Source organism: Pseudoalteromonas prydzensis, assembly GCF_011050055.1.
Lineage (GTDB): Bacteria > Pseudomonadota > Gammaproteobacteria > Enterobacterales > Alteromonadaceae > Pseudoalteromonas > Pseudoalteromonas prydzensis_A.
This window is the reverse complement of record NZ_DRGM01000210.1, coordinates 143,896-168,046: the sequence shown is the minus strand read 5'-3', so window position 1 is coordinate 168,046 and position 24,151 is coordinate 143,896. Positions and strand designations below refer to the sequence as shown.

The 24,151-nt window shown below is 39.8% G+C and carries 15 protein-coding genes and 1 pseudogene; 9 read left to right on the top strand and 7 right to left on the bottom strand.

The genetic code is table 11. From position 1 onward, the window contains the following. Positions 1 to 52: 52 nt before the first annotated feature. Positions 53 to 907 carry a hypothetical protein gene (locus tag ENH88_RS22000; RefSeq protein ID WP_304185619.1) on the top strand — a complete coding sequence of 285 codons (855 nt, stop codon included), beginning with the start codon at positions 53 to 55 and terminating at the stop codon, positions 905 to 907. A 426-nt stretch (positions 908 to 1,333) separates the two neighbouring features. On the opposite strand, the gene ENH88_RS21995 is transcribed toward ENH88_RS22000, so the two are convergent. Together ENH88_RS21995 and ENH88_RS21990 are read right to left on the bottom strand one after the other, a co-directional pair. Beyond that, on the bottom strand, positions 1,334 to 1,825 hold the full coding sequence (locus ENH88_RS21995; protein WP_304185617.1) for an MATE family efflux transporter: 492 nt from the start codon (positions 1,823 to 1,825) through the stop codon (positions 1,334 to 1,336). 8 nt (positions 1,826 to 1,833) lie between these two features. Then, positions 1,834 to 2,706 carry an MATE family efflux transporter gene (locus ENH88_RS21990; RefSeq protein ID WP_304185616.1) on the bottom strand — a complete coding sequence of 291 codons (873 nt, stop codon included), beginning with the start codon at positions 2,704 to 2,706 and terminating at the stop codon, positions 1,834 to 1,836. A gap of 129 nt (positions 2,707 to 2,835) precedes the next feature. Here ENH88_RS21990 and ENH88_RS21985 point away from each other — a divergent pair, with 129 nt between their 5' ends. The 5 genes from ENH88_RS21985 to ENH88_RS21965 all read left to right on the top strand — a co-directional run bounded on the left by ENH88_RS21985 (position 2,836) and on the right by ENH88_RS21965 (position 6,264). After that, entirely contained in the window at positions 2,836 to 3,720 is an 885-nt protein-coding gene (locus tag ENH88_RS21985; RefSeq protein ID WP_304185614.1) for a LysR family transcriptional regulator, read from the top strand. A gap of 352 nt (positions 3,721 to 4,072) precedes the next feature. Then, positions 4,073 to 4,474: a tyrosine-type recombinase/integrase gene (locus tag ENH88_RS21980; RefSeq protein ID WP_304185613.1), complete on the top strand. Its 402-nt coding sequence runs from the start codon at positions 4,073 to 4,075 to the stop codon at positions 4,472 to 4,474. A gap of 136 nt (positions 4,475 to 4,610) precedes the next feature. Next, entirely contained in the window at positions 4,611 to 4,787 is a 177-nt protein-coding gene (locus tag ENH88_RS21975; RefSeq protein ID WP_193051044.1) for a hypothetical protein, read from the top strand. Between the two features lie 143 nt (positions 4,788 to 4,930). Further along, positions 4,931 to 5,320, top strand: coding sequence for an acetyltransferase (locus ENH88_RS21970; RefSeq protein WP_304185608.1), 390 nt, complete (start codon positions 4,931 to 4,933; stop codon positions 5,318 to 5,320). A 224-nt stretch (positions 5,321 to 5,544) separates the two neighbouring features. After that, the gene (locus ENH88_RS21965) at positions 5,545 to 6,264 is read left to right on the top strand and encodes a hypothetical protein (protein ID WP_304185607.1); all 720 of its coding nucleotides are present in this window, start codon (positions 5,545 to 5,547) and stop codon (positions 6,262 to 6,264) included. 243 nt (positions 6,265 to 6,507) lie between these two features. Here ENH88_RS21965 and ENH88_RS21960 read toward each other — a convergent pair. Next, positions 6,508 to 6,785: pseudogene (locus ENH88_RS21960) on the bottom strand (hypothetical protein); the annotation flags it as partial. 129 nt (positions 6,786 to 6,914) lie between these two features. Beyond that, on the bottom strand, positions 6,915 to 7,871 hold the full coding sequence (locus ENH88_RS21955) for a DMT family transporter (RefSeq protein ID WP_304185606.1): 957 nt from the start codon (positions 7,869 to 7,871) through the stop codon (positions 6,915 to 6,917). 58 nt (positions 7,872 to 7,929) lie between these two features. Between ENH88_RS21955 and ENH88_RS21950 the strand changes: the two genes are divergently transcribed. Both ENH88_RS21950 and ENH88_RS21945 read left to right on the top strand, forming a co-directional pair. Next, positions 7,930 to 8,823, top strand: a complete 894-nt coding sequence (locus ENH88_RS21950; RefSeq protein ID WP_304185605.1) for a LysR family transcriptional regulator — start codon at positions 7,930 to 7,932, stop codon at positions 8,821 to 8,823. A gap of 115 nt (positions 8,824 to 8,938) precedes the next feature. Further along, positions 8,939 to 9,766: a phytanoyl-CoA dioxygenase family protein gene (locus ENH88_RS21945; RefSeq protein WP_304185604.1), complete on the top strand. Its 828-nt coding sequence runs from the start codon at positions 8,939 to 8,941 to the stop codon at positions 9,764 to 9,766. A 76-nt stretch (positions 9,767 to 9,842) separates the two neighbouring features. Here the strand turns inward: ENH88_RS21945 and ENH88_RS21940 are convergent, their stop codons facing one another. The 3 genes from ENH88_RS21940 to ENH88_RS21930 all read right to left on the bottom strand — a co-directional run bounded on the left by ENH88_RS21940 (position 9,843) and on the right by ENH88_RS21930 (position 13,333). After that, the gene (locus tag ENH88_RS21940) at positions 9,843 to 11,201 is read right to left on the bottom strand and encodes a GGDEF domain-containing protein (RefSeq protein WP_304185602.1); all 1,359 of its coding nucleotides are present in this window, start codon (positions 11,199 to 11,201) and stop codon (positions 9,843 to 9,845) included. Between the two features lie 697 nt (positions 11,202 to 11,898). Next, positions 11,899 to 12,495 (bottom strand): LysE family translocator, encoded by a 597-nt coding sequence (locus tag ENH88_RS21935; protein ID WP_304185601.1) that lies wholly within the window; start codon positions 12,493 to 12,495, stop codon positions 11,899 to 11,901. A 16-nt stretch (positions 12,496 to 12,511) separates the two neighbouring features. After that, positions 12,512 to 13,333 carry an AraC family transcriptional regulator gene (locus ENH88_RS21930; RefSeq protein WP_304185600.1) on the bottom strand — a complete coding sequence of 274 codons (822 nt, stop codon included), beginning with the start codon at positions 13,331 to 13,333 and terminating at the stop codon, positions 12,512 to 12,514. Between the two features lie 759 nt (positions 13,334 to 14,092). On the opposite strand from ENH88_RS21930, the gene ENH88_RS21925 reads away from it, so the two are divergent. Then, on the top strand, positions 14,093 to 24,151 hold the full coding sequence (locus ENH88_RS21925) for a non-ribosomal peptide synthetase/type I polyketide synthase (protein ID WP_304185599.1): 10,059 nt from the start codon (positions 14,093 to 14,095) through the stop codon (positions 24,149 to 24,151).

The following is a 24,151-nucleotide window of genomic DNA, read 5'->3' as shown; positions in this document are numbered from 1 at the left end:
GTGAATTAATTGTGTTAGGTTGGTTGCTTAAGTATCATTTAAAGGAACGAAAATGAAAGCTAAATACTTATTACTTACTACTTCTATTATGGCTTTGAGTAATGCCGCACTTGCATATGACAATATTCCTTATGGCTGTACCCACAAAAAACATATTGACTACTCTGATGGCAATAATAATTTAGCTGGTTCAATAGAGTCAGGTTTAAATGCAGTTTATGGGGGCATTAACAATCAGTGGAGTTACTTAGATTGGGGCTCATTTATTTATAATGTTAATTCTTTGGTGAGTTCAGGTGCTGATATTGAAATAAGTGGTCCTGATTATGTAGTTCAAGGGGAGCCAGCCCGTTTTAAGGCTGATTTACCGTACGAACCAAATAACTTTTTACGGTCAGTTAATTTTGGTACTAGTGAATACAATAGTAAAGTCAAAAAGAAATCTGACTGGGATGCTAATGCTTATGCACAGTTATCATTTGACTACACATATGGTGAAGGGCTTGCGTGGAGTGTCTATTCTGATGATATTTGTTCTACTAAATCTGTCATGGTTCAAAAAAGGCCATCTATAGAAAAACTATCACTTGGTAAATATGGCAACTTAATCGATGTAACAGTGTCGTATTCCGTAGATAAGTATTCAAAGGCTAAAATATCGAATCAAAGTCCCCGTATAAAGTTTAGATATGTATCTGAGGAGGGGGAGTTGAATGTATCTGATTGGGTTGAAGTTAGCCTGAACAGCAGTGTCCATTCTATTAGGTTAAGTACACAATACGCAGGTACATTCCGAGTTACTGCAATAATTAATGATGGTACTTATACTGAGAGCCTTTATTTGGGTAATGTTACTGTAGGAGGAAGTCCCCACAGACCATGTCCCCAATGCCATCCTGATGTTTAGCTTATAAAAAGCCTTCCATTTTATATTTAAGTTTTTGTGGCCTCTAACTTGGGCCACTTCATCTATTATTTGGCTTTATTTAGTCCGTCTACTTGAATGATGAGCAGATACTGGTGTGTATATATGTGTGTATAAAATAACTTTATTTTAATTTAAATGTTAGTTTTATCAAATTCTTACATTTTTAATCTCATAATCGTGCCAATAAATAGTTGCTTGATTTTGCTCTTGATAAGCCATTTAAAAACCCTTTAAGTTAGCTTGCAGCGGTTGCAATACCGCCAAGTTACTAAATTCATGAATTATTTAGATTATGGCATATGGGCGCAGGAGTTTATAGGTTTAAAGGGCAAAGTTGTATTCGTTTAAATACTCAGTTTGGCCATCCATGGCTTATTTGTAATGTGTATGTCAGTGATTTTCACTTTATTTGATAAAAGAAAGCGTGGGGTCTGTTGGCTTTAGTTTATCGATTTTTAGTAAACCTTTTAGGCTAACTAACAACATTGGCAAAACAATCAATGTGAAAGCAATATTTGATAAAGGCACTGCTAACCATACTCCATTTATGCCTAAAAATTTTGGCAAAATAAATAAAAACGGAAACTGGATCAACATATTCCCCAGTGAAACAAGCAGTGCTTGGCCACTTTTACCCATTGCGACAAAATAAGTGGCGGCCATAAATAAAAAGCCATCTAAAAAAAGTGCAAAAAGATGTAAACGTATGGCATGTTTGCTTGTCTCCAAGAGCGTATTATCTGTGGTAAAAATATTAATAAAAATGTCAGGAGCAACATTCAACATGGCCACGAATACAATGCCAGATCCAACGGTCACAGAAAAAGCCAGTTTTACGGTATCGGTAATACGCTTGTATTGCTTAGCGCCCAGATAATAACTAACTGGTGGCTGCAAACCGCTTACTAATCCTTCGGCAAAAAGTAGTAAAAGCTAGCCAAATAACCAACAATTGCAAATGCTGCCAGCTCGGTCGTATTACCGTAGAGCATAAATAATTTGTTATGAACGGCGACGACAAAACTAAAATAAATAAACATAATGAGGTTTGATGCCCCTAACTGCACAATGCGAGTGGCTATCGCTTTATCAAATTGTTTAATGGCTAATTTGGTTTTGGCCTTTGCCGAAGTAAAGTAATGTAAGCACAACAAACAAGTGATTAGCTGAGCAATTAAAGTTGCAATGGCTGCCCCTTGTAAGCCCATGTCAAGGTGCGCTAAAAAGACGTAATCCAGTACAATATTAAGCACTGCACCAACAATAATAAAGAAAGTAGCCAAGTTAGGGCTGTCGTCATTTCGCACTAACATGGACATAGCACTGGCTCCAATCGAGATGAGCGCACCAAAAGACATCATTTCAATATATTGCCAGCTCATCTGTAAAGTAATGCCAGATGCTCCTTGCAAATGTAGCAACGGCTGAGCAAAAACAATAAACATCAGAGTTACTAATAAGCCAATAATGACGAGTAAAAAAAGTGCGGTTACTAAGGTGGCTTGGGTCGCTGCAAGATTGTTTTCTCCGCGATATTGAGACAACACACTGCCTCCGCCCATACCAACAAGCATACCAAAACCCATCACTAAACCCAGTAATGGCAAGGCCATGTTGATCCCCGCGAGGCCATCGGCACCAACAAAGTGGCCAACAAAAAAGCCATCAATAATTTGATATAAACCACTGACCAACATGGCGACAATAGCTGGAATAGCAAAACGCCAAAACGCGCTAGCTACGGAGTGTGAATTGTGAAGTGGTTTAGCAATTTGCATAAGCGAATACCCATAACGTAAGAATGAGGGCATAATATAATAAATTAAGATACAACAAAGTTAGTTGCTATCTTATTTTCGGATGGGTTGGCCTTTTGTTAAAACAACTAAATACGTAAGGAGAGGTAGATGAACTGGACACTTGATCAATTACTGGCTTTTGTTACGGCGGCTGAGCTTGGCTCTTTTTCAGCAGCCGCCAGAAAGTTACAAAAAGCACAATCGAGGATCAGTAGTGCTATCGCTAATTTAGAGCTCGATTTAGGCTTTGAATTGTTCGATCGCAGCGCCAAGTTTCCTGTACTGACCGTGTTAGGGCAAGAAATGCTGCCTGAAGCTAGAGCAGTATTAAATCAGTGTTTGCGCTTAAATTCGCGAGCGCTCACAGCCGCAAATAATGAGCCAATTTCATTACGTGTTGCTATCGACGAATCGCTACCGCTTGAAACGATGCACTCTATATTTTCTCAAGTAGGCACTTTATTCCCTAACATTCACTTGGTTATTACGAATGGCTCACAAGACGATATTGCCCTAGCGATTGCAAATAAAAAAGCGGATATCGGGTTTATGATCAGCAATAGTGCCTTACCAGCCCAGTTAACTTTAAATTCTTTAGGCTATTTTAAAAAAATATTGATTGTCGGTAAGCAGCATCCTTTAGCCAAAGAGAGCGTACTTAGCCTCTCACAATTGCAGCAATACCGGCAATTGGTACTTTGTAATCGCTCTGGAGAAAATCGTGAAAGCGCGCTTAGTCCTAATCATTGGGATTTAGACAGCTATTATTTTATTTGTGAGTTAGTTACACAAAACCAAGGATGGGCAATTGTGCCAGAGCATATTGCCAAAGCGCCTTGGTTTTTTGAACAAATAAAAATTGCTAAAAGCGATTTTTTAACAGATGTACTAATCGAAGTAGGCATAGTAAAACGCCTCGATAGTCCAAACAGCAAACTGACCGATTGGCTCACAGAGCACATGCGTCATTTAATGGACAAGCGCTTATATTGATTTGCTAACTAAGAAGGGTAATTGTGAGTATCAGCCTTGAAGTCTTTATAAATCAGTGTTCTAAATTAAAATCCATATTCAAATTTTTGTTGACCTTTTTGGCCTATAAGTAGAAGTATGCTTTAGCCACGAATGTTTTTTACCTTTTCATCATGCTCTATACTTTAAAGCTTTTCCCATTACTCAGATTGAATTTCATCAATTGCTTATTTTCAGATTGTTAAGACGAGAAAGGACTTAAAAGCATATTTGCAGCTAATTTATATAAATGGCGCACGGTAATCAGAGGTTCGTTTAGCCAGTGAGAATATTTTGATTTTGACAATAACATTTGGGCCGTACCGGCTGAGTATTGAAAAAAAATAAAGCCATCTGCCGGCCAATATCAATCAAAATGAAAAGTATTTTAAACACTCTTGCCGTGGTGTATGGCCGAAGCGGCTATTTAATACCGTGCAGCAAACCAATGACTATCCGCAGCATTAATCGGTATTGTTGCAGAATGTGGAGTTACCTGTTTGAAAAATACAAAATGCCTAAGTTTCTACCTCACGATGCCCGCCGTTCAATCTCAACATTACTAAGCGAAAGCGGTGTTGCACTGCACGTAACTGAAAAAATGTTAGGTCACACAATGCGCGGAGTAATGGTCGTATACAACAAGCACGATTGGATAAAAGAGCAAGCAGAAGGATATGAGCTTTATTGTAAGCTTATTGAAGATATAATTAAAATAGAGCTGCAAAAGAAATAGAAACGGCAGCAGACACCAAAAGACTTGTGCATACATAATTATTGACATAGTCGTCAATAGCTTTATTATATTACAGTGCATACAAAATTATGCATACAGCATAAAAAGTTATCAAAACGGCATTAAGGAGCTTGTTATGGCTACCACGTCATTTGAAAAAAACTTTGTAGTAACAGACCAAAACGCAATCAAAGCGTTTAAAGAAAACTGCAAAAAAGCCCATAAAGTTACAACTAATAACCGTAACCATGAGGCCGATAGAGTAAAAGGAATAGCGTTATTAAGACAACGGTTGTCCAGCTCTCAGAGCTAATAAAGGAGTTTGATGCACCCCAGCTACATCAACTCCTTTTTAGTTTTTGCAGCACAAAAAATACAGATGTTGAATCATTCCTAACTGATAAAAACAAAGCTATTCGCCTTGAAAACGCCTCTAAATCACGCACCTATTTAATATTGGATGATGGCAGTGGCCAAATACTTGCCTACTTTTCATTGTCTATCAAAGAAGTGTCTCTGAATCAAAATAACGAAACTAAAATAAGTAAAGGCCTGCGGAAAAAGCTTGACGGAATTTGTAAAAATAGTGAACGTGTAAACGCCTACCTTATAGGCCAGATAGGTAAAAATGATTCAGTAGCAGATAATCAAATAAACTTATCGTATATTCTTGAAGAAGCCTACACAATTATAGACAAAGCAAACCAGCTTGTGGGTGGCCGAGTAATAATACTCGAATGCGAAAAAGCTGAAAAATTGGTGGCGCTATATCAAAAAAATGGGTTTAATATTCTTATTGATAACCCCGCAGAGCGACTTATAACAATGTATATTTGTGTTAGATAGAGTAAATAATACAGAAGGTGAATCCATTAAAAACACTCCCGGATCATACTTTGTAAATAATTCTAATTTATAGTTAAAAACTTCAAATTCTAAAAAAGGCTGACATGGGGTGTCGGCCTTTTTTATGTTTGAAATTCATAGACTTTGCATACAATCCAATGTTATACACTTAAAATAATTATAATAAAGGGTTCAATGGAATGCTTAAAAGTCTGGATAAATACATGGATAATTTAAAATCCCCTTACTGGGAATTTTACTTTTTGGCGGGCGCTATGATATTTGGTATCTCAGGTGGTTTTGTTATTTTTATTGACCCAAATGGGTTAGCCGAAAAGTTTACTAATATAGCAAGTTTTTTGGGTGGTTTGTTTACTGTGGTTGGTGTAATTATTGCGTTTATTGCATACAGAAAAAGTAGGATAGAGCACAAAGAAAATTTATTATTTGAGGCACAAACAGAAATAGAAGTTAATTTATTATTAGGGCTCGATCAGGAAATAATTATTTTTATTAATAAGATAAATAAAATCATAGCTCAAATAAACGATAATAAAAGCGTAGGCAAGTTGCAACTTGAGAGAAATATAAGCGAATTAGATGTATTCAGATTGAAATTTGAACGTATGACCTTATATTTAAATAGGCTAGGTGCTTTAAATCAAAAGTATGAGAATGGATACGATAGTTTTATGCATACTCTATGTGATATTAAATTAGCTAATACTTATCTAATAAAAATTATTCAAAGTACAGATGATAACAAACAAATTTACAAAGATCAGTTAGAAAAATTATTAGATTCATGTGTCTTTTGCAAAAAATATCTAGTTAAATTAGGTGCTAACAATCAGTTAAGTATCAAAGATAATTTTACGATATATATCGACATAGGAATTATGAAAACCAATTTAGAAAAATTCTATAGTCTAAAACCCAATTAACTCTAATTGTTCTTCATGAGGTAAATTTCTAATCAGCGTAGCGGCAAGTTGTGCGGTAGATTTACAAGGCGGGTTTAGGTCGTAAGCTCACGATCAATTAAAGTTTCAAGTGTAGTACGCCTTGGGCGTTTTCTTTAACCCTTTGAGGGCGTAATCAAATAAGCCTCCGGCTTTGGCTTTGCCGGAGGTCAGTTAACTTCTAAAATTGATAACTCGCAAAATTAAAGCTTAAGGCGCTAGCTATTAACTAGCGCTTTCCTTCTTTTCCCGACTTCCCCAAAACGCTCTAAATAAACGCATTAACCCAAGCGTTGAAACGGTAAACCTACAATCACAAACTCAAAGTACCAGGGCGCGCCGTTATACTCCATAGCCTGCCAGCCTTTTTGCATATACGGTTGTATGGCGGGGATAAAGTGACACACAAATAAACCCAAAAAGAATAAAATGATCACTTCATCCATAATGGTTTTGTCGCGGTTCTTAAGTACCGGCAAGCCATAATCAGCGTCGTTGTTTTTCATTTTTTTGCTCTTTAGTGTTTATGTGTACTGCTAATGCATTATTGTAACTATTTCTATTTAAAGAGTAACGGCCATACTTAGCCGTTTATCCTAAAATAATATGCGGTTATGGTCCTGTATTACTTATTATTTACAAGGTTCAGGAATGCGTTTGAGGGTAACTAACCGTGGCAGTAATAAGCCGATGATCACAACAATAATGCCAATTAATTGTAGTTCGGTAATAGGTTGGCCCATCAAAAATGCTGTTAACATGGCAAATACAGGAACGAAGTTAAAAAATAACGACGCATTCGCTGAGCCAAGTTGGCGTATGCCATTAAGCCACAGCAGATAGCCGGCAACAGTTCCAAATAAGCCAATATAAATAACATCGATAATACCTACCATTGAGCTATTAATGAGTTCGCTGAGTGGGTGTACATTAGCGGTAATTAAACACATTAAGCCAATGATTGTTGCACCACTTAGCATACTAACAAAAGTATAAGGTAATACAGGCATGTACTGATTGATCCCTTGGCTAAAGTAAGTGTATGAACTCCACGCTAACATACCTAAAAAGATCATTTTGTCGCCGGCATTGATTTGCATATTCAAAAGCACGGCTAAGTCGCCATTGGTGATAACTAATAATACACCTGATAGGCTAACGATTAAGCTAAAACATTGCGCTGCAGTAGGCATTGAGCGCTTTGCAATTGAGCTTATTAATGAGGTTGCAAGTGGGCTCAGCGCCATTATTAACGAGCCGTTTGCGGCACTGGTATGCTCTAGCCCAGTAAATAAACCGAGGTTTAAGCCACCTACGCCAACAGCACTAACAATAATCACCCAAGCCCATTGGTTGAACGTTAAACTCGGTTTTGCACTGTTAATTATTTTTAAGTAGATAGCCAAACAAATTGCGGCAATACTAAAGCGCCAAAATACTAAAGTCAGTGCGTGTACTTGATTTAATGCATGTTTACCAATAGGAAAACAACTTCCCCAAAAAAATGCACATAATAACAGGAGTAAAATAGCTTTTGTGTTGGCTGAGAAGTTCATCAGCAATCCAGAGATGTTGAAAAGTTGCGACAAGTGTATTACTTTCCATAATGTGGATAAATGAGCAAAAATAAGAGAGTAGATTCCAAAAATGAAATATAGATATTCACTAGACGATTTACGCTATTTTTGTATTGTTGCCCATTTAAAAAGTTTTAAAGATGCTGCACTGGCTTTATCAGTGCCTTTATCAACATTGAGCCGTCGTATTCGACAACTTGAAGATGATTTACAGCTTAGATTGTTAAACCGTGATGCTCATCGCGTATCGCTGACCCATATGGGGGAGTTGTATTACCAACGTTCGAGTGCATTGTTTACTGAGTTAGATGGCATTAATGATGATCTTCATATCGAGAAAAATCAACCGAAAGGTAAGATCATAATCAGTGCACCTATTAATGCTGGCTCGCAATTTTTAAGGGATATTTTTTATGATTTTTTACTGCAATATCCTGAGATCCAACTAGATATTAGGCTCTCGAATACTTTAATTGATATTGAAGCGCAAGCAATGGATGTGGTGTTTAGGGTGGGTAATACGGTGGTTGATAATTGGATTGCGAGGCCACTTAAAGATATTCACTTTATTTTGTGCAGTAATTCGCAGATGGTGGCCGACAGTGTTAAGCATCCCACTGATTTATGTGCAAAAAGCGCTGTGATTTGCCAGCCGATGTCTATTTGGCAATTAGTAAATAAACAAAATGATGACGCTTATGATTTTCAACCCAGTAAGGGCATTCGTTTAGAGCTTGATGAAATTCAAATGCTCACACACGCGGTTAAAAAAGGCTTGGGGATTGGTTATATTCCTGACTATTATGCATTACCAATGATAGCTCAAGGTGAGCTTCAGCATGTTTTACCTGATTGGCAAAGCAAGGCACGCACTTTATTTATGTTATATCGGGATCGAGACCATTTACCATTGCGCGTCAGATTATTCATCGAATATGTGCTAGCTAGATTTGAGCAAGGTTAGTATGCTTTTTTATTACTTTTCTGAACTGTTGAGTAAGTAAAATACAGTCTGTTTGGTTATTGATAGCGCCGGACTACAAATTTTAGTGCCTGTATATTAAAAGGAGATATTAAATATGCAAACCAATTTAGTGGTTGAACGGTTTAAGCAGCAGGGGTTTGTACAAATTAAACAAGTACTTAAACCAAGTGTAATCACAAAGCTGCAGCACTTTTGTGATGAGTTAGTTGCTCAAGCACAGTCACACTATGTAGCCGGTTTACCATTTGATAATATTGCTGTTATGCAAACTGCAGATGAGCCTTTTGTTTATCGCGTTAATGAACTTTTTCAATTTCAGCCACAATTTGCTCATCTGCTAGCGCAAACCGAACTAATGAGTTACGTTGAGGCTATTATCGGCGAAGCTGTTTTACCTAGCTATGAGTCACTTGTGATAAAAAATTCATTAGATGCACGCGGATTTGATTGGCACCGTGATATGGCAGTGAAAACTCAAGAGCCTATTTTTACCGTGGGGGTATATTTAGATGATGCAATAGCGCAGCAAGGGGCGTTAACAGTGATCCCGCAATCTCATCGCAGCCAAGCAAGTGTGTGTGATTTAAAGCGCCAGCTATCCAATGCACAATTACAGTATGTGGATATTACGGCCAATGCAGGTGATGTGGTAATTCACCATGTAAACACGGTTCATGCATCAGGTAGACAGAAAGGTTCAGCTATACGAAGAACTATCTACTTTGAGTTCAGAGCTGTATCACATTTTATTGATAATCCATGCTTTCCTAGTGAGTGGATCGAAAAGCGCCAAGCGCTAATGGCTCACCTCAACACGCTTAATTCAGATCAAATGGCAAATAACTTACAGTTATCCAAAAATTTCTATGCAACTCAAATACAAATAGAGCCGGCAGAATATTGTATTGAGTTTGCCAGTTAACTGTATCACCACAGGTAGTTGCATGTGTGTAAAGCCTGTATATAAATTTGATCAGAACTAATACAGCCTATACAAGTTAAGCGACTACGATACAATTACGACCTTGTGCTTTTGCCTCATAGAGTGCTTTATCTGCGCGATTAAAAATAACTGAACTCGAGTCATCTGTCTGATAACATGTTACCCCAAAGCTTGCAGTCACTTTAGGTAAGCTTACCTCATCTAATTCATTAATATACACTCGTAATTGCTCTGCAAGTTGATGGGCTTGTTGCTTATCTTGTGTGGGGGAAATAATAGCAAACTCCTCACCACCGATACGAAATATCATATCTTCGGTGCGAATTTGCTGTTGTAATTGTGTCGCAAGATGTTTTAATAATCGATCACCTATTTGATGGCCAAATTGGTCGTTAACTTGTTTAAAGTGATCAATATCTAATATTATTAATGCAAACTGATACTCACTTCGTGATGCCATATTGATCTGGTTTTCTATCTGTTCTTCCCATTTATGGCGGTTAAATACACCGGTGAGGCGATCTTGTGTTGCTAATATTATTAATTGTTTTTCAATTTCCTCACGGCTGGTCATTTCTTGATTTAAGCGTGAAATGACAATTTTGATATCGTGTTCTAATGCAGCTAATTCATCTTTGGTTTTTATACCATTTTGCAGCTCTAATGGTAATTCGTGATGCTCAAAAGAGGTGCTTAAAGTCTCGATGTTAGATTGAATTCGCTGAATACGGCGTAAAATAATTTGAATAATATAGCTAGTTAACAGCAGCCCTAAAATAATTGCGCATAGGCCTAGGAGGGTGCTTACAAATAAAAAGTCTTTTTCGTGTTCATCTGTGTAATAAGCATCATCAGCGGTTAATTTATTTAATTGCAGTATGATTTTTCTCTGTGCATGTTCTAGTTCTGTGGCCATTTCTTCAACACGCTGGCGCTCTAGTTCAGTCAGTTGCTCTCGAGCGTATATATTAGAGAGGTAATTTTCGAACTCGTTACTTTTTTTTGCATAGTTTTCAATTTTGTTGGCCACCTTTTGATGAGCTTCAGCTTGTAAAACCACTTCTTTTGATGCTAATGAGTGGCTGATCAGTGCTACGGCTTTATCAAGCAATTTTTTTATTTGTTGTTTTTCAAAAGTAAACTGTTGGTGAGGGTTGAGTGGTTTATCACCCATCTGTTTTTTTAGTTGAAATTGTTCAAATTGCAGGTGTTGCTCAAGTTCTATGAACTCAACTTGTTGCATCAATTGACTTAACGGAATATCCAAAAAGGCTACAACGCGCATTTCACGTTCGATCTGATTGACTTTATAGGCCGAAAAAACGATAACACAAAACATAAACGCTAATAGAAAAACAAATAGTCCACCAATTTTTTGCTTAATTGATGCATGATACCAACTGAATACAGACATAAAGTTTTTCACTGCTAAAATCGTACCTTAAATAGAGTTTTAAAAAGCCGACAATTTAGTTTACTCAATATGACAGCAGCAAGATTATAAAGGAATTAAGCCAATTAGTAATATTAAATAAGGGTTAAAAAATTAACCTTAAATAGTTGCTGATTTTTATACGCTAACTTTAGAGCCGAATATGCGTTTTAAAAACTCTTTATGAAGGTAAATTTTGTAGTAGTTACATCGTAACTGCAGGTTTAATAAGGGGTGTAACTTGTTTTGTATTAGCCTCAAGTCTACGGGTTAGTTTTCTTCACCTATTGAGTTTATTTATATCGTTTGTAGAAGTTGAGTCAACACTCTAAAGTTCAGTTGTCGGCAACAAACACGACTAACCTAATAGGAATATCATTATGAACAAGCTAAAACGATTTGTACTAAAGCAATTACACTTTTACAAAAAAGCAGTGAGCCATAATTTAGAGTACATGAGTTTACAGCATAAAAAGTGATTAACCGTTTGTAGCGCTCATGATTGTTGCCAACAGCGAGATGGTTTTTTATAACCTAATTTACGCTGAATAACACTCTTCTTTATAAGCTTACGACTTATAGAAAAGCCCATATTGATTGATTCAATATGGGCTTTTGCGTTTATAAGACAGGGACCAGAGTTGGTGTGTTTAAAAATCTGGGGCAAACCTTGCCGTTATCACTTTACTACTATTTGCGTGACGGCTATATCTACCGCGACTACCACAAGCAATGCGGCCATCAATAAATTTATTATTTTAAAGTACGTTGCGTTGGTCATGTGTTTACCTATGGCTTGTCCTGCGAGTGAGTAGCTTGCCGGTGCGCCGAATGCTAATAGTGCGAGAATACATGACCACAACACAATACTACTGCCAGCAATGCCCGCTGCTGGAAACTGAATGGTAGTGATTGGCAAGGTTGCCGCTAGTGCTTTGGGGTTTAGCAGTTGCATAAATAGGCCGTTACTAAAGGTGAGCGGCTTTGTGCTGGTGGTTTGGTTGTCAAAGTTGACCTGTGTTTTAGCTATTCTCACCGCGATATAGAGAATATATAAACACCCTGCAAAGCTTAAAACCGGTAGTATTTTCGCTGGGATCAACTCAATCCCCACATAGCCTAAAAGTAAAAATAACAACAGCATCGCACTGGCTACACCGGCAAAAAAGCCTAAGTGAGCGGTGGTTTTATTATTGATACCACTTTGCAGACCGAGCAAATTTATAGGCCCAGGGGTATACATTATACCAATGGCATAAGCGAATATTTCTAACATAGTGAACCCTTGTAATTTAAAGCGAGAGTTGTAGTTGGTATTGTTTGGGTGTTAAACCAAAAACACGTTTGAAGTGACGGTTTAAATGACTGTTATCGGCAAAGCCCGTATCTAATGCGACCCGAGAGACATTAAAGCCAGACTCAATGTATTTTCGAGCTTGGTTGATCCGACAATTCAACACATATTGGTGCGGTGTGATGCCAAATTGTTGGTTGAATAAACGAATAAAATGATATTTCGACAACGTGGCGGCAGCAGCAATTTCATCGATCGAGATGTCATTGACTAAGTTTGCCATGATGTAATCTTTTGCCTTAAGTAATAAGGTGTCTTTTTTTGAGCTGATACTGAGTGCGGCAATAGCGCAGCCGGTTTGCTTGATGATCGAATGGGCAATATTAAACAGCGCAGCTTCGCCATCTATGCGTGTGTAGTTGCCGTTATTTGTGAGCCGTTTAAGGGCTAGGATTTGCTGCGCTAATACAGGGTTGTTTAATAAAGGGGATGCCACTCTAGGCGCTGCGTTTTTAGTGTAGCCCAATGCTTTAAACATTGGTTCAAATTCACTTGGGTGTACATAGAGCATCACGTATTCAAGATGTTCTGTTAAACCTGAGTGACCATCGTGAACGTCTTCTGGGTTAAATACTATCACTCCACCAGTAGGGCTTTTGTGAAACGCACGTTGACTGAAAAAATCTTGCCGACCTTGCAAAGTTACACCTAGAGAATATTCTTCATGGGCGTGTTTTGAATAGCTAAAGTCAGTCATCTTCGCATCAAGCAGGGTAAACTGGTTTAATGTTTTATCGTTGCTGTACTGAAATTGATTCATTTGCTTCACGCTCTTTACTAATAACCTATTGCCTGAGTATAAGCAGGTTGAAACTTAAAAACTTGAACAAAATTGCGCAATTTATCTGAGTTTTTTATATCTGATAGATTTCTGCATCACATTTAGTCACTGCGTATTTAGTCACGTAACTTGCAGAGTCCAATAATACCCACGCAGAAAGCCTGAAAATAGCTGAGGTAAGCAATAGCTCAAGCTAATTGTTGCCTTAAATCAATCACTACCTTTGCGTTAATCAATTCTTAATAAAATGTAATGCCTTGTAATGTTTCTATAGGGTTTGATCAAGTAATATGAAACTTAGCATTGAGGGTTGACTTATAAATACGCCTTTAGGGTGGTTTTTGGTGTTAATTTGTAAATTATTGGTTTTGTTAATGTTGGTCTAGTTTTTTTGTACTACTCTCTAGTCGCAATATTAATTATTTTTATCATAGTAACTTTATTTATTGGTATTTATATACCAAGTTTTAAATGAAAGTTATTGCAAAGTTAAGGTGCAGTTGATTAGCGTAGCTTGTGGTTTTAGCGGTTAGTTTACCTTTAAGTTTCAATACGTTACTTATATTTTGCGGATCACAAGATCTGCAATCGTTAACTAATGTAATGTTATGAATCTATGTAATTGATTATATTTCAATTTTAGTGGTTTATACACTGAGGCAACCAAGCTGTAGAAGTGCAGAGCTTTATTTTAGGCTTTGGTGTTGCAGTGAGCCGCAAACAAAAATAGGTCATGGAATGAATATAAATTTAGCGGCTAGGTTAGTTAAATTAGCTAACACGCGTGGTAGTGACACTGCATATCAATACTTTTATGACGATCAGCAACCTTGTAAAACACTCACTTATGCACAGTTAGATGAACGTGCTAAGCAAATTGCTCGGCACTTGCAGGAGCATTTTTCGCAAGGGGATAGGGCGCTATTGCTATTTAATTCTGGTTTTGAATTTGTGGAGGCATTTTTTGCGTGTCTGTACGCTGGCATTGTTGCTGTTCCTGTCTATCCTCCCAAAAAGAATCAAAATATTGACCGTTTAAGAACTATTGTTGTTGATGCTGGTGCGAAAGGTGCACTGACCACAGAAAAAATTAATGAAATAGCACGTCCATTATTTGAAGCTGAACCTTTATTGGCTGATTTAGCTATTTTTACCACTGACGCTGAACCCACTTATCAAATTGACACTATAGATTTTCAGCACTGCGAAGTAGCAGCTGACGAATTAGCCTTTCTACAATACACATCTGGCTCAACGGGTGAGCCAAAAGGGGTAATGGTTAGCCAAGCCAATATTCTCGATAATCAAGAAATGATGAAGCAAGCCTTTGGCCATGATCACACCACCGGCATTGTTAGCTGGTTACCGCACTTTCATGATATGGGTCTTATTTTTGGTATTTTGCATCCGATCTATATTGGTGCACCAGCGGCTTTGATGAATCCGACTTACTTTTTACAAAAGCCGTATCGCTGGCTCAAACTGTTAAGTGATACTAAAGCTGTAACCTCCAGTGCGCCTAACTTTGCTTATGATTTATGTGTCGATACAGTTAAAGATGCTGATTTAAAAAATCTCGATTTATCGCATTGGCGCTCTGCATTAAATGGTGCGGAGCCCGTTCGATCGACGACGTTGGAGCGCTTTGTTGAGAAATTTAAAGCCTGTGGTTTTCGCCGTGACAGTATTTCTCCTTGTTATGGCATGGCGGAAACAACTTTATTTGCAAGCGGGGGTAAGTTATCACACCCACCAACAGTGTTACGCCTTGTCACTGCCGAATTGCAAGCAGGTAAACTAACCAACGTAACGCATGGCGATGATGATTCATTTTGTGATTTACACACATCATCCGATAACTCGCCTTATTATGCGGTGTCGTGTGGCATTACCTGGCACAACCATACAATGGCCATTGTTAATACAGACACTAATAAACGTTGTGCTGACGGCGAAACCGGCGAAATTTGGATCAAAGGTGCAAGTGTTGCACAAGGTTATTGGGGAAAAGCCGCATTAACAAAAGAAATATTTCAGGCCTATATTGATGATAACGATGGTCCATACGTACGCACTGGCGACTTAGGCTTTGTATATCACGATGAGTTGTTCGTCACCGGTCGCTCTAAAGACGTATTAATTTTTCGCGGTAAAAATTATTACCCGCAAGATATTGAATTGACGGTAAGTAATGCAAATGCGGCACTTGATAATAACGGTGGTGCGGCATTTTCGATAATCTGCGAACAGCAAGAGCGACTCGTCATTGTGCAACAAGTAAAGCGTACTGCGGTGCGTAACCTTGATCCTGAAGCGATATGTAAAGATGTGATCCAAGCGATTACAGAGCATCACGGTATTACGCCCTATGATGTGGTACTGATAAAACCTGGGCGGGTATTAAAAACATCGAGCGGAAAAATTCAACGTCAAGAAAACAAACGTCATTACTTAGCGCAGCAGCTAACGCCGCTTTACCAATTGCGTGGTTGTTTTGAGAGCGAAACGTTTGCGCCACAATCAGCAGATATATTGCGTAGTCACTCTGTGCATGAAGATGAACAACAGGCAAATTTACTTAGCTTGTTGCAAAGCGTCGTTGCACAGGAAGTTGATATGGATCCGCAATTACTTGCTGTTGATGCCTCATTTCAATCTTTAGGGGTTGATTCAATGAAGGCGGTGCGTATTTCGGGTGAGTTAATGGAATTGCATGATATTGAGTTAGAGCCGACGGTTTTATATGACTATCCATCTATTTCACAGCTTGCTAATTATTTATGGCAATTTGCTGCGATCCGCACCGCTGCTATATCATCAAATGCAGTCACTATGCCCGCAGATATACCCACATTTAATGAAGCTGCTCACTCTCCAAGGGACACCACGAACAAAGACATTGCTATTATAGGAATGGCATGTCGTTACCCTGAAGCTGAAAGTATAGAAGCGTTTTGGCAGCTATTATGTAACCAACAAGATGCAATTGGCCTGCCAAACGAAAGTCGCGGCATGTTATGCCCACATTTGGATAATACCCGTCTAGGTGGTTACATCAGTGACATTGAACAATTTGATGCAAATTTATTTGGTATTTCTCCAACCGAAGCTAAGCATATAGATCCTCAGCATCGCTTGTTGCTAGAAACCAGTTACCATGCCATTGAAGCCGCAGGTTATGCGCCGATGCAATTATCGGGGGAAAAAGTAGGGGTTTATATTGGTATCTCGCAAAATGATTACTTCTTACTTTCTCAGCAATATGAAAAGCAAAATGCTTATTTAGGTACTGGTACTGCGCTGAGTATTGCGGCTAATCGGTTATCGTATTATTACAACTTCAGCGGGCCAAGTATTGCAGTTGATACAGCATGCTCATCTTCGTTAGTTGCATTGCATTTAGCCATGCAAAGTATTCACAGTGGTGAAATAGCCCAAGCTTTGGTGGGCGGGGTGAATCTGATCCTCAGTGATGAGGTAACGAACGCCTGTGAAAACGCGCAAATGCTTGCAAAAGATGGCCGTTGTAAAACGTTTTCAGACGCCGCAGATGGCTATGTAAGAAGTGAAGGGGTGGGATGTTTATTATTAAAATCGTTAGCGCAGGCAGTACAAGATAACGACCCTATTTACGGCGTACTAAAAGGCAGTGCAGTCAATCAAGATGGCCGCAGTAATGGCATTACAGCACCTAATGGCTTGTCACAGCAAAGTGTTATTAAGTCGGCGTTAGCTAATGCACAAATTGCAGCAGCTGACGTGCAATATGTTGAAGCCCATGGCACTGGTACAGAGCTGGGTGATCCAATAGAAGTATCGGCGCTGAGTAAAGTCTATAGGCCACAAACAAGCCTAGCTGAGCCACTTACTGTGGGCGCTGTGAAAGCGAATATTGGCCATTTGGAATCGGGTGCAGGCATCGCTGGTGTGATCAAAACCATGTTATGTATGCAACATAAAAAAATACCCGGCCAAGCTCATGCTAAAGCGCTTAACAAGCACATTGCTTGGCATAAAATTGCGTTAAAAATTAATCGTGATTTACAGCCGTGGCCTGTTAGTTCAGATAATGGCTGTATTGCTGGTGTTAGCTCGTTTGGTTTTGGTGGCACCAATGCACATATTATTTGTGCGAGTGCACCACAACGTGCGGTGGATAGCATTGATTTAGCCTCGCAAACGGGATTTTACCTGTTACCGCTATCAGCGAAAACTCCTGATACGTTAGCCGCTTTACTGACGCGTTATGAAGCGAGATTAACGAGTGCATCTGAGAATGAATTTGATGCGCTGATCTACACAGCAGCACATCTGACTAAGTGTAAAGAAGCAAAACGTGCCGTATGCGGCGTAGATCGTGCTGATTTATTACGTGCGATGCGTGGCTTAAATACAACCTCGCATTTAAGTGCGGCTGAAAATGATAAAGCTGCGACAAATTATGAGTTAGTAATGCTATTTACTGGTCAGGGCTCGCAATATCCTGCAATGGCAAAACAATTGTATGATACGCAAATTGTATTTAAAAACGCGCTTGATGAATGTGACCGTTTACTTGGCGATAGACTCGGTGAGTCATTGCTAACGGTTCTGTATCAGCAAAGCCATAAACAGTTATTAGAACAAACTAACTGGACTCAAGTCGGCTTATTTGCAGTTGAGTATGCTACGGCGAAACTAATGATCCACTTTGGCGCCACCCCAAAGCTGTTATTAGGTCACAGTGTTGGGGAGTATGCAGCGGCATGCATCGCTCAGGTGTTTTCGTTAGCTGATGCTATTTTATTGATAGCTGCGCGTGGCCAGCTCATGCATCAACTTGCTGATAATGGCGGCATGTTTGCAGTGCGTTGTAGTGAGCACGTTGCCCAGCAAGTCATTACAAAATGCCATGACAATGGCCAGACGCAAATTGCAATTTCAGCCTATCATGGTGCTTCTGGCGTGGTGTTGTCAGGCGAAAACTCAGCGCTTGAGATGGCCATTGAGTTGTTAAAAGAACAGAATCTAACGGTTAAACAGCTCAACACAGCACGCGCGTTTCACTCACCACTGATGGAGCCAATGCTTGATGATTTTGCGGCTGTAGCAGCGCAAGTAAACTATAGCAAACCTTGTTATCCCTTGTTGTCGTCGGTGACGGGTCAGTTAGAAACAGACGCTTTAGCAACCCCTCAATACTGGATTGAGCAGATCACTAAACCTGTTCGCATTGATTTATGCGTGAAGGAGTTAGAAAAACGTGAGCATTTGTGTGTGGTAGAAGTTGGCCCAAAACCTGTGTTGATGGCGTTATTGCAAGAAAACTTGCCCCATTTAGCTGCTGAATATTTACCTATATTGCACAGTCAAGGTGCTGATAAAACACGCTTAGTAACCAGTTTAGGGCGTATTTTTGAATTAGGCATTGAGCTAAATTGGGGGCATATTTATCCACAAATAAATGTTCAAAAACAGCCATTACCCGCTTATCCGTTTGCAAAAACTGCACATTGGATAGTGCCAACAGCAAAGCAACCAGCGCTAAAAAGTACTGCAATGCAGGAAAATATGCAGGCCAATAAATCGGCAACAAACATAAGCCAAGTTGTTGCGCGAACTGAGCTTATTCGTGACATCGTACTCTCTAATCTTGCAAATTTATTATCATTACCAGTTGCTGCTATTAAAACGAATGTGCCCTTACTTGAAATGGGGGTTGATTCATTAATGATAATGCAAGCCGTACGCACCTATGAAAGAGAATTTGGTTTAGAGTTTAGCGTACGCCAGTTTTACGAAGAACTAAGCACAGTGGACAGTTTATTGGATTATATTGCGCAACATAGTGATTTTTCCCCAGACACTGACGATGCCCAGTTAACCTCGGATATTGCACTTGTAGAGCAAAATAAACCTTCGCACTCTGATACCACAACTTCTTCAGCCAATATGGGTGTCGATCAACAGACTATCATGGCAATTTGCCAGCAGCAGCTGCAAGCGGCCGCGAGTGTAACTAATGATTTTGGCCGTCAAAGCATTGCCGCGGTGACAGCGCAACAATTAGGTTTTTTACAGGGCAGTGCTATAACCGCCACGGCAAGTGTTACGCCAGACAATATGCCTCAGCAGCAAGTAAAAACAGTTGCAATGCCGGAAAATAAACGCGCCACAGAACTGCCTGCATCGCAAACTAGACAATTACACATGCAGCACCAGTCACCCGCTATGCAGCAGCATTTTGCACAACTAAAAGCTGACTACTGCGCAAAAACCAGCGTATCTAAAAAGCTGGTTGCTCAACATCGTGGCTACTTAGCTGATTGCAGAGCCTCAGCTGGGTTTAGGTTATCAAGCAAGGAAATGCTTTATCCAATTTATGCAAAGCACTGCGAGCAGGCCAGATTATGGGATATAGACGGCAATGAATACATCGATATTACCATGGATTTTGGGGTTAATTTATTTGGCCATCAAGCCGAGTTTGTGACTGCTGCCTTAGCGCAACAACTAGAGCAAGGTATTCAATTAGGCTTAGCCAGTCCTTTAGCATGTGAAGTGGCTGCTTTGATCAGCGAATTAACTGGTTTGGCGCGTGTGACGTTTTGTAATTCAGGCACCGAAGCGGTCATGACTGCACTGCGTTTAGCACGCAATCATACAAAACGTGACAAAATTGTGCAGTTTAGTGGGGCATATCATGGTCATTATGATGGTACTTTGGCGCACTCTGTGGGCCAAGGAGACATTGAGCCTATGTGCGCAGGTGTTCGCCAAAGTGCAGTTAATGACAACTTAGTATTAGATTACGGCAGCCCGCAGGCGCTGGAAATTATTCGTGCAAATGCACATACAATTGCTGCGGTATTGGTTGAACCGGTTCAAAGCAGATACCCAGAAATACAACCGTGGGAATTTTTAAAAGAGCTCAGAGCAATAACCGCAGAGCATGGCATAGCACTGATCTTTGATGAGATGATCACCGGCTTTCGCGCTCATCCTGGCGGCGTACAGGGATTAGTGGGGATCCAAGCTGATATGGCAACCTATGGCAAAATTGTTGGTGGAGGGTTACCAATCGGAGTTGTTGCTGGTAGTGCCGATTACTTAGACGGCATTGATGGCGGTGCATGGCAATATGGCGATCAGTCTTATCCACAAGCTGATACGACTTTTTTTGCTGGAACATTTTGTAAACACCCAATGGCAATGGCCAGTGCAAAAGCGGTTTTAAGCGAAATTAAACGCCAAGGACCACAGTTACAACAAAGGCTAACTGATAAAACCAGTTATTTGAAAACAACCCTTAATCGCTTTTTTACTGATGCAATGATCCCAATCCAAATTGAAGCTTTTAGCTCTTTATTTCGTTTTAGATTTAGCCAAAATCTAGATATGTTTTTTTATGAAATGCTTAATCGTGGCATCTTTATTTGGGAAGGGCGTAACTGCTTTTTATCAGCAGCACATACCGATGCAGATATAGCGATCATTATTACCGCAGTTAAAGACAGTGCCTTGAGCTTAAAGGCGGCAGGTTATTTCGGTAGTGACCGTGATGATAAGACGGGCTTAAACACCTTGCCGGCGACATTTCCATTGACCGAAGCGCAGCAGCAATTACTTGCCTTAGCGTCAAAGTCACCAGAGGGGGCTTTTGCGTATCATTTACAAGCCGTACTTAAATTAACAGGTAAGTTAGATACAAGTCGCTTAGTTACCGCAGTTGATAAAACAGTACAAGAGTGCACTATTTTACAGTATGCAATTGATAGCGATACGCTTTGCCATAGGTTAGTGGCTGAGCATCGTCCTCAATTGTTAGTTATTAATCTACAACACTCAGATAATAATATCGCTGTAGCAACTCAATTGCAGGAGTTACGTTACCATGCTTTTGATTTTAATAATGAAGTTGCATGTCGCTTTGCGCTACTAAGAGAAAATGATAATACTGCTTACTTAAGTGTGGTTACGCATCATTTACTCTGTGATGGCGTATCGTTGCAGATTATTTTGAGTAAAGTTGCCCAACACTATAACAACACCACAACAGAGGCGTTGGCAGCACCGGTAGACTTTAGTGCATATGTTAAAGCACTTGACCACTATAAAGAGTCTGCTAATTACCAGCAAGATAAGGCATTTTGGTTGGCACAACTAGCGCCAAGTATGCCGTTGCAACTACCAACAAACACTGCGATTGCAACGACAACGAACTATGCAGTATCGGTATTGACTGTTGAGCTTAATGAGCACACCAAAGGAAATATTGCTGATCTGGCTAAACAGCAGGGCTGCGGTCAATTTGCCACTTTATTGGGGTTATATATAGCGTGGTTAAGTAAGCTTAGCCAGCAGTCAATGATCACCGTTGGGATCCCTTGCTCTGATCGACAATTACTCCCTCAAGCTGATAGCGCAGAATCTTCCGATAGCGAATTAGTCGGGTATTGCACGAATATTTTACCAATTTGCATTGATGTTGCAAACATCAGTAGTGTTCGAGCGTTAATCAAAACAGTGCAATCTGAATTATTAACTGCATTTGAACATCAACATTTCCCTTATTCAGCGTTAGCAAATGAATCGCTTAATTTACCTAATACTTTATTTAATTTAGATAAAGTTACGGCCTTACCGGCATTTACTGAATTGCAATTAAATACCATGCCAAGCAATAGCTGTTATAGCCAATTCCAATTAAGTTGTAACTTAACTCAGTTTGCTAACAGTTGGTCACTCACCCTTGAATATCAACAAGATAAATTTACATATGAACAGGTAAATCATTGGTTATCTGGGTTAATAGGGTTGTTTAGCAACGCTGTTGGGACAGACGAACTAAACAGTGCGAACTGTTCATTGTTAGATGATGTACAAATAGCGACACTAGTTACTGAGCAATGTGAGCGTGTTGATAAGCCACTTTGTGGCGATTCTTGTATCGTTGCATTTGAATATGCTGCGACTCAATATCCTGACAATATTGCTATTACCTGTGATGGCCAAAGCCTTAACTATTCACAGTTAAATCAACGCGTAAATACCTTCGCCCATTATCTTATAGAGCAAGGTATTGGGTCCGGCAGCTTAGTGGCAATTGCACTACCAAGGCGTGCGGAGCTAATTATTAGCTTATTAGCGGTATTAAAAACCGGGGCTGCATTTTTGCCACTCGATATTACTTTTCCGCAAGCACGGATTGAATATATTCTGGCTGATGCACAAGCTGATTTACTGTTGTGTGACAGTTTTAGTGATAGTAGCCCAATTATCGCGAGCAACAAATTGCCAGTATTAGATATTGATACTGTGGTGCTTACAGGCTTGCAAAGCAGTAATCCAGATCGCATTATTGCTCCTTTATCAACCGCTTATGTTATTTATACATCGGGCTCAACGGGGCAACCTAAAGGTGTGGAAATTAATCACCAAGGGCTACAAAACCTGTTGCTCGCTATCACGGTACAGCCTGGCATCGAGCCAACCGATTGCTGGTTAGCAGTTACCACTATTGCCTTTGATATCGCGATGCTAGAGCTGTTTTCGCCCTTAATTGTTGGGGCCAATGTACTGCTTGCGAGTGAGCAAACATGCAGTGATCCATATGCAATTACCGATCTAATCGCACATTTCCCAGTGTCTATTATGCAAGCGACTCCGACCTTATGGCGATTAATAATAAATGCAGCACCTGATTGTTTAGCGGGTATCAAGGTCTTGTGTGGTGGCGAGCCGCTTGATCCAGCACTTGCTCAGGCGGTGCTGTCGCAGCAGGGGGATTTATGGAATATGTATGGTCCAACCGAAACCACCATTTGGTCTGCAATTAGCCATATTCAGCACAGTGATGATATTACCATAGGTTCAGCAATTGCTAATACGAGCTTGTATGTTATGGCTGAGGATGCACAAAGTCCATGTTTACCGCTACCCATTGGCGTGTGGGGGGAGTTATGGATCGGTGGTTTAGGATTAGCGACTGGCTACTTACAGCAACCAGTACTCACCGCTGAACGTTTTGTTAGTCATGTTTTTAATCGTCAATCGCATCAGCGTTTGTATAAAACGGGCGACCGTGCAAGGCGTTTACTCGATGGTCGGATTGAACTACAAGGGCGGTTAGATCAACAAGTTAAACTCAATGGGCATCGTATTGAATTAAGTGAAATTGAACACCACCTGCGCTTGTTATTTGCGAACCAAGATGTACGTGTTTTTATCAAACCAAACAATCAAGGCCAGCCGAGTTTATGTGCTTACAGCCTTGAGGACGACAGTTTAGAAAGTGTTTGGAGTGTGAGTGAATTACGCCGTGTGCTATCACAATCACTACCAAGTTATATGGTGCCAGAATCAATCTGTTGGTTAACGCAGTGGCCAACCACACCAAATGGAAAATTAGACACTAAAGCATTACCGCTGCCGACTGTGGCTATGCAATCGGCAATAGTGCGTATTGCCCCCAGCTGCGCGACTGAAATGAGCTTACTGCAACACTATTTAGCATTGCTTAAGGTTGCAGTATTAGGTACCCAAGAAAGTTTCTTTGATTGTGGTGGTAACTCTGTACTCGCTATGCAGCTTGTGTCACGAATTAATCTGCAATTTAAAGTACGGGTGACGGTAGGCGATATTTTTGACTACCCTAGCGTGGCGCAATTAGCGCTACGAATTGACGATTTATTATCAGCGCGAGCAGCAAGTACCGAGCAAAGTCAGCCTCAGGTTACTGTTGTGAGCGATATAGTGAGCGGCCGTGATATTAGTAAAGCCCTTGATGATAGCAGCATGACAGAAATGGACTTGTAA